Source organism: Corynebacterium sp. HMSC065D07 (genome assembly GCF_001810695.1).
In the GTDB taxonomy this organism is placed as follows: Bacteria; Actinomycetota; Actinomycetes; order Mycobacteriales; family Mycobacteriaceae; genus Corynebacterium; species Corynebacterium hesseae.
In genome coordinates, this window is the sequence record NZ_KV802471.1 from 340,685 (window position 1) to 353,543 (window position 12,859).

Genomic DNA, 12,859 nt, shown 5'->3' on the forward strand with positions numbered 1-12,859 from the left:
CAGGTAGAATGCCCTGTCATGTCGAGCAATCCCGAGATCCGTGTCATCCGCTCCGCCCGGCGCCGTCGCACCGTTCAAGCCCGCGTTGTTGATGGCGTCGTGGAGGTGCGTATCCCCGCCTGGATGTCGGCGGCGGAGGAACGTGAAGCAGTGGATGGCATCGTGGCGAAGGTCCGCAAGAAGCACAGCTCTTCGCAGCTTTCCGACGACTCCTTGTCCTCCCGCGCCCGTACCCTGAACGCCCGCTTTCTGGAGGGCCGCGCCACGGTGGGATCCATCCGGTGGGTGAGTAACCAAAAATCCCGCTGGGGTAGTTGCACTACCTCAACGGGAGATATTCGGATTTCTGACCGGCTGCAGGATGTTCCCGACTACGTCCTCGACGCCGTCATCATCCACGAGCTAACACACACCTTCATCCCGGGCCATGGCCCGGAATTTTGGGAGTGGGCCGATCGAGCCCCCAAAGCCGAGCGCGCGAAGGGATACCTCGAGGCCTACCAGCGCTTCCGCTAGTTCTCGTCTTCCGGCTTGTCCTTTTTGTTTTCTTTATCCTCGCCGTCAGCGTCCGTGTTCTTGTCCTCGTCAGCAGTATCGCTGGCGCTGGCGTCCTGCTGGCGGAGCATCTCCTCCAGCTTGGAAAACTCTTCTTCAAAGCCCTCGTCGGGGGTGTCATCGAGCAAACCGTCGATGAAGGAAGCCGGGTTCTCCAGGTGCTCTGCGGTAGGTAGCAGGTCCGGGTGGTCCCAGGCGGAGTCACGCTTATCGGCGCCCACTGCGACGGTGGCGCGGCGCCACAGCTCAGCTGCCGCCTCTACCTTCGGCGCGTTTAGCTCAATGCCAACGACCTGGGAGAAGGCCTTCTCCGCAGAACCACCGGTGGAGCGGCGGTGAGCCCACGCCTCATTCATCGCCTTCGTGGACGGGATGCGCTCACCCAGGGCCTCGGTCACTACGTGCTCGACCCAGCCCTCGACGAGTGCCAGGAGAGTCTCCAAGCGGGAAGCCGCGCCCGCATTGCGGGAGGTGATGCGCGGGGACAGGTCCATGCCTTGCAGCTTGTTCATCGCATCCTGGATGGCCTGCGGGTCACCGGACTCCAGGTTGAGCTCGCGTGTGGCTTCCTCGATGTGAGAAGTGTCGATGACCAAGCCCATGGCGTATTCCTCCACGGAGGAGACGAGGCGCTCAACCAACCACGGCACGTGCTTGAACAGGCGCTGGCGGGCGGCCTCACGGGCGCCGATATAGACCAACACTTCTTGGCCCGGAACGTTGAGATCGCGCGCGATGGCCTGGATGTTGTGCGGCAAGAGTGCGGTGGTGCCTGCGGGGGAGACCGGCAAGCCGAAGTCAGAACCGGTCAATGCCTGCGCGGCCAAGTCACCCAGGGCATGGCCCAGCTTCATGCCGAAATTCATGCCGGACATCGAGTTCATCATCGAGGTCATCGGCCCCATCATCTCGCGGGCTTCTTCCGGCAGGGATTCCAGCTGCGCGGAGTTCATGTGCTCCGCCACCGGGGTGACCATGCGCTGCCACATCGGCAGAGTCTCATCCAACCATTGCGCAGAATTCCACGCGGTCACGGTGCCGGATGCGGTGGGCAGAATCGTGGCATCATCCAGCCACAGTTCCGCCAACCGCACGGCTTCCTGCACTGCAGTGCGGTCTTTATCATTGATCTCTTTATCGCCGGAGATCTGCTGGTGTGCGATGCGCTTGGCCAGGTCATAGTTGACCGGGCCGGCACCCTCCGGGGAGTTCATGGAGGAACCCATACCGGAGAGCATCTGGCCAAACTGATTCAACAAGTCTCCTAGGCCACCGTTGCCCGCGCTGAAGCCGAAGGCGCCGAACGGGTTCTGGTCGCGACGATCGTTATCATCGTCATCGTCGTTATTGGGGAAGGAAAAACCGAATCCGTTGCTCATGGGGCCTAATCTACTAGGTTTCCTAGCGCGGATTCTAGGACCACGGCAACGCTGAGAGCGAACAAGCATCACGAGGCTGTAGGCTGATCCTCCGTGAAATCTTCGCAGAACCCCCGAACCCGCCGCCTGTCCACCCTGACGTGGGGAGCCATTCCGGTGGTGTTGACGGGCGCCCTGCTCAGCGTCGACCACATCCCCGGTACCGACATCACCCTGTCGGTGCCCTACGCCGCCGAAGGACCAGGTCCTACCCTGGACACCTTGGGTGAAGTGGAAGGGGAGCCGGTGGTCAACGTCGAGGCCCCGGAAACGTTTCAGCCGCAGGGGCATCTCAACATGACGACGGTCTCCGTGCGCACCAACATGACGTTGGCTCAAGCTTTGGGGCGGTGGCTTTTCACCGATGACACCATCGTCCCCATCGGCAGCGTCATCCCGCAAGGCAAGACGGATGAGGAAGTTCAGGAAGCCAATCAACAGGCTTTTACCCAGTCTGAGTCGGCGGCCACCGTCGCCGCCATGGACTACCTACACAAGCCCGTGCGTATCGAGGTGGCTCAGGTGCTCGATGACAGCCCCGCTGCGGGCGCGCTTGACGACGCCGACATCATCACCGCCGTCAACGGGGACAAGGTCACGGAGCCTGGCCAGGTACAGGAGAAGATCCGAGCTCTTAAGCCCGGCGATGAGGTGAAGCTGGGGATTATTCGCAAGGGGGAGGAAAAGACAGTCCCGGTGACCCTCGGCGCACACCCAGAGCACGACGACGTAGCTTTGCTGGGCATCCTCATGACCTCAGTGCCCACCGAAGACATCACCGTGGATTACAACCTACAGGACATCGGTGGGCCGTCGGCCGGAATGATGTTTACGTTGGCGGTGATTGACAAATTGTCCGATGAGGATCTCACCGGCGGCCGGTTTGTTGCCGGCACGGGCACCATCGGTGAGGACGGCGAGGTCGGCCCCATCGGTGGCATCGTCCACAAGGTGCACGCAGCGCAGGAAGCGGGCGCCGAGCTCTTCCTCGCACCTGCAGATAATTGCGCGGAGGCGGTCAGCCGTGGCACCGGCGACATGGTGGTGGCCAAGGTCCACACGCTGGATGACGCCATCACAGCCATGCACGACTTTGCGGAGGGCAAGCCCGTCGAGACCTGCGAAGGCTAGACCTTAGACTAGGCCAAGTTCCTTGAGGCGCTCTTCCGGATCGTCCTGGTCCGTGGAGATCATCTGCTGCATGATGAGGCCTTCGTCGTTGTCCACGACGGTGAGGATGGCCGTGTTACCCAGCATGGACCAGCCCACCACGCGGTTGCCACTGTCCTCGATGACACGGGAGCTGCGCAGCTCGGTGAGAACCTGAGTGGTCTGGGAAGCTTTGGTCTTGGACTTGAAGAACTGGAACTGTCCCACCTCGGAACCGGAGCAGTTGAAGGAATCCGTCACGCCGTTGGGATCGCAGCGGTCGAATTGAGCGAAGATCTCCTCCGGGACGAGCCCACCGAAGATCTCATAAGCCTGCTCCACAGAGTCGGTGAACTTGCCACTGGGCTCAGCGGACTCGCTGGAGTCCTTGTCTTTGTCTTTTCGGTCGGCGGAGCTGCGGGTTGAGGATTCATCCTCCGCGCCCGAGCTGGTCTCAGTCTCGGATGCGGCAGGAGAGGTCGTCTCGGATTCCTCGGCGGACGTCGCCGGGGCCGGCGCGCTGGTTTTCTCCCCGGCTACGGTGGTTGCCTCGCTTGCAGGTGCTGGTTCAGGGGAGGGGGCATCGTCCTTCCCACATGCGGTGAGCAGGCAGCCGGTGGCAAGCACGGCCGATGCTGCGGCGGTGAAGCGAGATGTCAAGCGCACGAGAGACTCCTCTATCGATTCCGTGCCCAGCCCCGAGAGCTGAGCGTTAATGGCCACTGCAGACTGAGTTTAGTCGATGAGAGGTTGAGCCGATTAGAGCATCTCCTCCGGATCTTGCTCCAATCCGTAGCGCAGGGCGGCGATGACCCCCGGTGCCACGTTCGGGCCGCCGCGCAGCTGAATATCGTCCTGCACGAAGGGGCCAGCTTCTGCCAGTTCCTCCTCCGTGGGGCGCAGCTGAAGAAGCGTGAGTTCGGCGCCGTCCTCGTCGATATCCTCCGAATCGGCTGTGGAACTGCTGGCCATGGCGGTAGCCCGCAGGACTCCGGAGAAGAGGCGCGCGGGGCGGGCGTCGCCAAGCGCGGCGTCCGCGGTGTCCTTGAACATGATCTCCTGTGCCAGGATGACGCCGGCGATCTCCCGCGGCCACGCCAGCCGCGAGACGTAGTCCGCGAGGTGCTCCGAGCCCGGCTCGATGCCCTCCGGCAATTCCTGCACCACGAGGGTGAGGGGAGAGGAGTCATCGACGTCACCGAGCTGTGCGGCCACCAGCTCAGTGGGGACGAGAGCAAAAAGGGTAGGAGGTGCATCCCAACCCTCGGCGTGGATGAAATCCACGGCCTCGCGCATGGCCTTGTTGAGCGCGCGGTGTACAGCGGGCTGGGAGGAAGGTTGGGAACTCATAAGCGTCCTTGTTCGTTGACGGTCATAGTGCTTCTCTAGACTAGAAGCTTGATACCTCTATATTCGCACGACACTTGATTGGAGCTGGAGTTGGCTTCCGGACTCAACCGACCCACCGCCCCGATGAAACGTCCGCCCAAGTTTCTCTCGTGGGTTGTCGCCATCATCGCGGTCCTCTTGTTCATTGGCCCCATGCTCGTGGGCTTCTATACGGATTGGAAGTGGTTCGGCGCGATTGAGTACCGCGGGGTCTTCACCAAGACCCTGATCATGCGCATCGTGCTCTTCGTCCTCTTCGGACTAGTGGCGGCGGCCGTCACCTACGTAGCGGGGCTCATTGTCTGGCGTGGGCGCGGCGATTCGATGGACATGGCGGATTTCAATTCCCCGGTTTATCAATATCGCAAATCCATTGAAAGCACGATGAGGGTCTTCCTCAAGGTCATCCCGGTCCTCGTTGGTGTTGTCTCTGGCCTGCTGGGCCAGGCAAATTGGCGCACCGTCATGCTCTTTCTGAACTCCCACGATTTTGGGGTGACGGACCCGCAGTTCAACCACGATCTCGGCTTCTACGCCTTCCGCCTGCCGGTGTGGTCGATGCTGGTCAGCGCTGCTTCCATGCTGGTTGCCGTGTGCTTCCTCATCGCACTCGTGGGGCATTACATTCTCGGTGGCATTCGCCTGGGTAACCGCGCCTCGGGTGTGCGTGGTTCGCTGTCGAAGTCGGCGCGCACTCAACTTGCCGTGACCGCCGGAATCTGGATGCTGCTTCAGGTGGCTGGATACTGGCTGGGCCGCTATGAGTTGCTGTATAACCAGCACTCGCTGTTTACGGGTGGTTCCTACACGGATATCAACGCCTACCTGCCGGCGAAGATCATTCTCATGATCATCGGCGTGTTCGTGGCCGTGGCGATTTTCTCTGCCGTCGTGATCAAGGACTTGCGCATCCCCGGCCTGGCCGTGGTGCTCATGGTGCTGTCTTCCTTGGTTATTGGTCAGGGCTGGCCGCTCATCATGGAGCGCTTCTCCGTGAACCCGAACCGCCAGGCTAAAGAGGCGGAGTCCATCTCCCGCAACATTGAGTCCACGCGTTTTGCTTATGGCCTCACCGATGACAAGGTGACCTACGAGGAGAACTGGGGTGCTGACGACGTCTCCGATGACAAGGTCGCCTCCGATGACTCCACCATTTCCAACCTGCGCCTGCTGGACCCGGACATTTTGGCGCCGACGTTCACCCAGATGCAGCAGCTGAAGAACTTCTATGGCTTCCCAGAGACGCTGGCGATGGACCGCTATGAAATCGACGGTGAGCTGCGTGACTTCGTGGTTGCCGCGCGCGAGCTGGATCCCAACGAGCTGCAGGAGAACCAGCAGAACTGGATCAACCGCCACACCGTGTACACCCACGGCAACGGCTTTATCGCCGCGCAGGCAAATACCGTCGATGAGGTGGCTCGAGATGCCGGTTCCGCCCGCGGTGGTTTCCCCATCTTCACTGTTGCTGACCTGCAGACCCAGGCGGGCAAGGACGCCGAAGGCGAGGGCGAGACCAAGAACGCTGAGGAATCCCTTGGCATCAAGGTAGACCAGCCGCGCACCTACTTCGGCCCTGTGATCGCTAGCGCACAGGACGGCATGGATTACGCCATCGTGGGCAAGACCGGCGATAAGCCGGTGGAATACGATACCGATACCTCCACTTACACCTACGACGGTAAGGGCGGCGTAGACATCGGAAACATCGTCGACCGCACCGCCTACGCCCTGAAATACCAGGAGCTAAACTTCCTACTCTCGGACCGTGTTGGCTCGGAATCCAAGCTGCTCTATGACCGCGATCCGCGCGAGCGCGTGGAGAAGGTCGCCCCATGGCTGACCACGGATTCCTCCACCTACCCGGCGGTTATCGACGGCCGCGTCAAGTGGGTCGTGGACGGTTACACCACGCTGGATTCCTTGCCGTACTCGCAGCGCACCTCCCTGACGGAGACCACCCAGGACACTCAGAACCCGACGGGCACGACGCAGCGCTTGGTCAACGACCAGGTGGGCTACATCCGCAACTCGGTCAAGGCGACTGTCGACGCCTACGATGGCACCGTCGATCTCTACGAGTTCGACACCGAGGACCCCGTGCTCAAGGCGTGGGAGGGTGTGTTCCCGGGCGTCGTCAAGCCAGAGTCGGAGATCTCCGACGAGCTGCGTCAGCACCTGCGCTACCCGGAGGACATGTTCAAGGTGCAGCGCAATCTGCTGGCCAAGTACCACGTGGATGACCCGGGCGTCTTCTTCAACAACGATGCCTTCTGGTCCGTGCCGGAGGACCCCACCGCCGGTGAATCTCAGGGACTGAACCAGCCGCCGTACTACGTGTTGGCAGCCGACCCGGAGACCAAGAAGCCGAGCTTCCAGCTCATCACTTCCTACCGTGGCCTGAACCGTCAGTTCCTCTCCGCACACATGGCGGTGTCCTCTGACCCGGACAATTACGGCAACATCACCGTGCGCGTGCTGCCGACGAATACCCAGACCCAGGGCCCGAAGCAGGCACAGGACGCGATGATGTCTTCCGACCAGGTGGCGCGTGACCGCACGCTGTGGCAGGGCTCGAATGACCTGAAGAACGGTAACCTCTTGGCGCTGCCGGTGGGGGATGGGGAGATCCTCTACCTCGAGCCGATTTACTCGCAACGTAAGGGCCAAGAGTCCGCGTTCCCGAAGCTGTTGCGCGTGCTGGTCTCTTACAAGGGCCGTGTGGGCTATGCCCCGACCATCGGTGAGGCCCTCGACCAGGTTGGAATCGACCCGAAGGCCGCTCAGAACATTACGGAGATCGAAGGCGATACCGGCAAGGACGGTGACCAGGCCGGAAACGCTGGCGGTGACAAGAAGGATGCGGCTGACTCCAAGGACTCCGACGCTTCCGCACCGGCCTCCGCTCCGAAGGCATCGAGTGAAGGCGAGGCTATCGACGCCATCAACAAGGCTCTCGATGGCGTGGACAAGGCTAAGAACGGTTCCTTTGAGGAGTACGGCAAGGCCTTGGACGAGCTGGACAAGGCAGTGGAGGAGTACCGCTCGCTGCAGTCTCAGTAGTAGCTCCGCATAGTCCAGAAAAATGGCGCCTGCCCAGGGGATTTGGGTAGGCGCCATGGCGTCTGTATAGTTACATGAGTCGCCGGCACACGGGGTAACAATCCCAGTGATTAACCACAGTGTGCTGAAGCGCTTGATGTTCGGAAGTACATCTCGACGCGGGGTGGAGCAGCTCGGTAGCTCGCTGGGCTCATAACCCAGAGGTCGTAGGTTCGAATCCTGCCCCCGCTACCAACTTCCCGCCCCTACCAGTGGAAACACCGGTAGGGGCCTTTTCTGTTTTGTGCTGGAATCGCCATTTGGGGCTTTGAATCCTGCACCACGTAGGACTTCGCCGCTCCCCCCAAGCCATGCACTTAGAAAGTAAAATCTTCTCGCTGTACGGTATCGTCGGTACGCTCAAAGATCGAAGCGCAGGATTACAAGGACTACATTCTCGGCTTCATCTTCTATAAGTTCCTGTCCGACCAAGTAGAGCAGTTCATGCTCAATAACGACGCTGAACCGGAAGACCTGCCCGATGCGCTCGTTGAGACCGACACTGACACCGTGGCCCTGGTGCGTAACAACTTGGGCTACTTCCTCACTTACGAGAACCTGTACTCGACGTGGCGGGACATGGGTAACGACTTTTCCATCGCTCACGTGCGCGACGGCCTGGCTACCTTCAAGCGCAACATCGCCCCGGAGCACAAGCACGTCTTCGAGGGCATCCTTAACACCCTGGACACCAGCCTGTCGAAGCTGGGCACAACCGACGCTGCCCGTACCTCAGCCATCAAGAAGCTACTGGACCTTATCGATGACATCCCCACTGATGGCAAGCAGGGCTATGACGTGCTGGGATACATCTACGAGTACCTCATCGAGAAGTTCGCGGCTAACGCGGGCAAGAAGGCAGGCGAGTTCTACACCCCGCATGAGGTCTCGCTCATCATGAGCAACATCGTCGCTGACCACCTCAAGGACCGCGACGAGATTCAGATTTACGACCCGACCTCCGGCTCTGGCTCCCTGCTGCTTAACATCGGCCATGCCGTCGCCAAGCGCATGGGGGACCCAGACCGTATTAAGTACTTCGCCCAGGAGCTGCGCGAGAACACCTACAACCTCACCCGCATGAACCTGGTCATGCGCGGCGTGAAGGCGGACAACATCGTCGCCCGCAACGGTGACAGCTTGGCCCATGACTGGCCGATGTTCGACGAGTTCGACCCGGTACAGACCTACCAGCCGCTCTATGTGGACGCCGTAGTCTCCGACCCGCCCTACTCCCAGAAGTGGGAACCCGAAGGCAACGAGGCTGACCCGCGATTCGCACGGTTTGGTCTAGCTCCGAAGACCAAGGCCGACTACGCCTTCTTGCTGCATGAGCTGTTCCACGTCAAACCCGACGGTATCCTCACCATCGTCCTGCCGCACGGCGTGCTGTTCCGTGGCAGCTCGGAGGCCGACATCCGCCGCAATCTCATCGAGGCCAACCACATCGATGCCATTATCGGCCTGCCTTCCAACATCTTCTACGGCACCGGTATCGCGACCATCATCATGGTGCTCAAGCAAGAACGTGACCGCGATGACGTGCTGTTCATCGACGCCTCGCAGGGCTTCATCAAGCAGGGTAAGTACAACCACCTGCGTGCCCGCGACATCCAGCGCATCGTCGATGCCGTCCGCAACCGCGTTGACGTGCCACACTTCGCTAAGGTCGTGACCCGCGACGAGATTCGTGCCAACGACCACAACCTCAACATCCCGCGCTACGTGTCCGCCACCCTGCCGCCAGAGTCTGTAGACCTGTACGCCACCATGCACGGCGGCATCCCCACCAGTGAGATTGCCGCCTTGGAGCACTACTGGACCGCCCTACCGGGACTGCGTGAGGCGCTGTTCACCGAGAAGGTAGAAGGCTACGCGGAGCTGAAGACCGCCAACCTGCGCGAGACCATCGACAAGCACCCTGCAGCCCAGGCACTGCGTAACCAGGTTGACGCTGCACTATCCGACCTCCCGGAGAAGCTGCACGCGCTGCTGGTGGACGGCGCGGCCACCGTGCCCATTACCACCACCGAGGACCAGCTTAAGGCAGACCTGTTCGACCGACTCGACCCTGTACCGTTGGTTGATGCCTACGAGGGCTACCAGGTACTGCATGACAGCTGGGTCAAAACCGCCGGTGACCTAGAAGTCATCCAGACCGAAGGCTTCGATGCCCTGCGGGTCAACCACCCCGTGATGGAGTGGAAGACCAAGGAAAAGAAAAAGGTCTATGTCCAAATCGGATGGGACGGGCGCGTTGCTCCCAACGAGTTGGTGCAGACCTTCTACCTGGCGCAACAGAAGGACCAGGTAACGCAGCTAAGTCGCGACGTGGACACAGCTGTATCTGAGCTAACACAGCTTGTCGAGGGCTTAAGCGAAGTCGACAAGACCGACCTGACCGAGATACTTAACGACAAGCAGGACGCCTTCAAGAAGACCGAGCTGAACAAGGCCATCAAGGACCTGCCGAAGCTGGCCAAGGGCGAGACCTGGCCGGAGGACAGCACTGAGGCTGCCATGCTCAGCGCCAAGGCACTTATCGCCCAGCGGGACAAGCTCAAGAAGAACCTCAAGGCTGCGCAAGAGCAGTTGGAGAAAGACACCTACGCGACCATTGAAGCGCTTACCGAAGCGCAGGTCGATGAGGTGCTCACCGCCAAGTGGATTACTTCACTTATGGATGACCTGCGCGAAATCCCTGGTCACGTGCTTGCAGGCCTGGCCGGCCGCGTCCAGGCGCTGCACGACAAGTACGCCGTCGCGCTGACCGACCTCGACGTGAAGATTCGCGAGACGGAGCAAGAACTCGCTGGCCTACTGAGCGGGCTTACCGGCAACGCCGCCGACATGCAGGCCGTGGCTGCACTCCAGGAGCTGCTGGGCGGTGGTCGCGATGCATAGTCACAACGTGCCCGCACTGCGCCTGGAGGGCTTCGATGGTGAGTGGGAATTGAAAGCCATTGGAGACCTCAGCGAAAGGACTTACGGTGGCGGTACGCCATCTAGCGATGAACCGGGCTACTGGTCCGGGGACATCCCTTGGATTCAATCCTCTGATGTTGCGGAGCAGGGGGTCGCCCCGGTCGCCCCTCGTAAGCACATCACCGAGGAAGCTATTTCACGCTCTGCTGCTATGCAGATTCCTGCCGACTCTGTTGCAGTCGTCACTCGTGTTGGCGTTGGCAAGGTCTCTTTTATGCCGTTCCCTTACGCCACCAGCCAGGACTTTGTATCGCTATCAGACCTTTCCGGTGACCCTGAATACATCGCTCTTACTGTTAAGCGGCGTATGGAGGGACTCGCTGACCAGCTGCAGGGTAGCACCATCAAAGGTATCACGAAGACTGAGCTGTTCAATCAGGCTGTTTATTTCCCGCCCGCTCTCGAAGAACAGTAGGCCATCGGCGCTATCTTCACCAACCTCGACGATGCCATCAACCAGCACACCAAGAAGCACCAGGCCCTGCAGCAGGCCAAAACTGCTCTCATGCAACGGATGTTCCCGCAGGAGGAGGGGCAGACGGTGCCGGAGTTGCGGCTGGAGGGCTTCGACGGTGAGTGGAAGACGACAACACTGGGTGAACTCGGCTCGTTCAAGTCAGGCGTCGGATTCCCGGAACGTGAACAAGGCGGGGAAGCAGGCCTACCTTTCTACAAGGTATCGGACCTCTCCGCACCAGGGAATGAGCTGCAACTGCGCTCCGCCAACCACTATGTGACGGAGGAACAGATTGTTCGTAATCACTGGGTGCCTGTAACAGCTGTACCTGCGATTCTGTTCGCCAAGGTTGGTGCTGCTGTCTTCCTAGGGCGCAAAAGACTCGCTACCGATACATTCCTCCTCGACAACAATCTCATGGCGTTTTCCTTGGACACCAAATCTTGGGATGTTCAGTTTGCCGATACCTACCTCAAGACGGTGGACCTGACCCGATTCACTCAGAGCGGTGCTTTGCCGTCACTGAACGCCCGTCACTTGGCAGAGGCGGCGGCTACCATTCCACCCACCCTTGAAGAACAACAGGCCATCGGTGCAGTGTTCACACGGCTGGACACGCTCATTGCTACCGAGGCCAAGTACATCGAGTCCCTTAAGCAGGCCAAGGCGGCGCTGCTGCAACGGATGTTCATCTAAGGAGCAGCTATGACCACACCATTTCGTTCTGAGGCTGAGTTCGAGGCGGTACTCATCGACCTGCTAACCCGCCACGGCTGGAGCAAGGAGTTGCTGCGCTTCCCGACAGAGCAGCAGCTCATCGACAACTGGGCGAACATTCTTTACGCCAACAACCGGGGCCGTAACCTGCTTGGCGACGTGCCGCTCACCGAGGGCGAGATGGCGCAAATCATCGAGCAGGTCAACAACCTGCGTACGCCGCTGGCGCTCAACGAGTTCATCAACGGTAGCACCGTGACCATTACCCGAGATGCACCGCAGGCCGCCAACTTCGGCTCTGAGGTTAGCCTGAAAATCTACGATCGCCTAGAGATTGCCGGTGGCCAGTCGCGCTACCAGATTGCCGTCCAGCCGCGCTTCCAGACCGCCAATGAGCTGCTGCCCACCCGACGTGGCGACTTGATGCTGCTCATTAACGGTATGCCGGTCTTCCACATCGAGCTGAAGCGCTCCGGCGTGCCGGTCTCCCAAGGTGCGAACCAGATAGCCAAGTACGCCCACGAGGGCGTCTACCAGGGAATCTTCTCACTGGTGCAAATCTTCGTCGCCATGACCCCAGAAGAGACGATCTACTTCGCCAACCCGGGCGCAGGCAAGTTCAACCCGGACTACTTCTTCCACTGGGCAGACTTCAACAACGAGCCGCGAATCCGGGCTATCTGGAGCGCTGGGTCGTGCGCGCGGATGAAGTTAACCCGGACGGCGACGTCGCGCTGTCGCAGCAGGCGGTCGACGAGTTCGTGATGGCGCCGTGCGTCCGCTGCGGTTCGGAGCTGCTCAAGCCGGACGTCGTCTACTTCGGCGAGCCGGTTCCGGTGGAGCGGCGGGACGCCGCGCGTGCGCTGCTTGCGGACTCGCGCTCGCTGCTTGTCGCCGGTTCGTCGCTCGCCGTGATGAGTGGCTATCGCTTCATGCTCGACGCGCTCAAGCAGGGCAAAGAGGTCTCTGTGGTGAACGGCGGCCCCGGACGCGGCGACCCGAAGGCGACGACGCTGTGGCGCACGCAGGTAGCGCCGGCTTTTGATGAGCTACTGGATCTGCTTGATGTGTAAGGCTGGGGTACGGC

At 60.7% G+C, this 12,859-nt stretch carries 9 protein-coding genes, 1 tRNA gene and 2 pseudogenes; 9 read left to right on the plus strand and 3 right to left on the minus strand.

The window, feature by feature from the left end:
- Positions 1-18 precede the first annotated feature (18 nt).
- Positions 19-516: a M48 metallopeptidase family protein gene (locus tag HMPREF2760_RS10640; RefSeq protein WP_070597318.1), complete on the plus strand. Its 498-nt coding sequence runs from the start codon at positions 19-21 to the stop codon at positions 514-516.
- Here the strand turns inward: HMPREF2760_RS10640 and HMPREF2760_RS10645 are convergent.
- A complete protein-coding gene (locus HMPREF2760_RS10645) occupies positions 513-1,934 on the minus strand; it encodes a zinc-dependent metalloprotease (protein ID WP_070597320.1) in 1,422 nt (473 codons plus the stop codon). The two genes, HMPREF2760_RS10640 and HMPREF2760_RS10645, sit on opposite strands and share 4 nt — an antisense overlap.
- A gap of 93 nt (positions 1,935-2,027) precedes the next feature.
- On the opposite strand from HMPREF2760_RS10645, the gene HMPREF2760_RS10650 reads away from it, so the two are divergent.
- A complete protein-coding gene (locus tag HMPREF2760_RS10650; protein WP_070597322.1) occupies positions 2,028-3,104 on the plus strand; it encodes a YlbL family protein in 1,077 nt (358 codons plus the stop codon).
- Positions 3,105-3,107: 3 nt separating this feature from the next.
- Here HMPREF2760_RS10650 and HMPREF2760_RS10655 read toward each other — a convergent pair whose 3' ends face one another.
- Both HMPREF2760_RS10655 and HMPREF2760_RS10660 read right to left on the minus strand, forming a co-directional pair.
- Positions 3,108-3,788, minus strand: coding sequence for a beta-N-acetylglucosaminidase (locus HMPREF2760_RS10655; protein WP_070597324.1), 681 nt, complete (start codon positions 3,786-3,788; stop codon positions 3,108-3,110).
- A 93-nt stretch (positions 3,789-3,881) separates the two neighbouring features.
- Positions 3,882-4,472 (minus strand): PPA1309 family protein, encoded by a 591-nt coding sequence (locus HMPREF2760_RS10660; RefSeq protein ID WP_070597328.1) that lies wholly within the window; start codon positions 4,470-4,472, stop codon positions 3,882-3,884.
- A 123-nt stretch (positions 4,473-4,595) separates the two neighbouring features.
- On the opposite strand from HMPREF2760_RS10660, the gene HMPREF2760_RS10665 reads away from it, so the two are divergent.
- The 7 genes and pseudogenes from HMPREF2760_RS10665 to HMPREF2760_RS10690 all read left to right on the plus strand — a co-directional run.
- Entirely contained in the window at positions 4,596-7,574 is a 2,979-nt protein-coding gene (locus HMPREF2760_RS10665; protein ID WP_070597329.1) for a UPF0182 family protein, read from the plus strand.
- Positions 7,575-7,731: 157 nt separating this feature from the next.
- Positions 7,732-7,808, plus strand: a tRNA-Met gene (locus HMPREF2760_RS10670).
- 168 nt (positions 7,809-7,976) lie between these two features.
- Positions 7,977-10,517, plus strand: a pseudogene (locus HMPREF2760_RS10675) (type I restriction-modification system subunit M); the annotation flags it as partial.
- Between the two features lie 7 nt (positions 10,518-10,524).
- The gene (locus tag HMPREF2760_RS13115) at positions 10,525-11,013 is read left to right on the plus strand and encodes a restriction endonuclease subunit S (protein ID WP_232748495.1); all 489 of its coding nucleotides are present in this window, start codon (positions 10,525-10,527) and stop codon (positions 11,011-11,013) included.
- Between the two features lie 90 nt (positions 11,014-11,103).
- A complete protein-coding gene (locus HMPREF2760_RS13120; protein ID WP_227485839.1) occupies positions 11,104-11,751 on the plus strand; it encodes a restriction endonuclease subunit S in 648 nt (215 codons plus the stop codon).
- A gap of 9 nt (positions 11,752-11,760) precedes the next feature.
- Positions 11,761-12,537, plus strand: a complete 777-nt coding sequence (locus HMPREF2760_RS10685; protein WP_070524725.1) for a type I restriction endonuclease — start codon at positions 11,761-11,763, stop codon at positions 12,535-12,537.
- Positions 12,435-12,845 (plus strand): annotated as a pseudogene (locus tag HMPREF2760_RS10690) (Sir2 family NAD-dependent protein deacetylase); the annotation flags it as partial. The gene HMPREF2760_RS10685 and the pseudogene HMPREF2760_RS10690, both read left to right, overlap by 103 nt.
- Positions 12,846-12,859 lie beyond the last annotated feature (14 nt).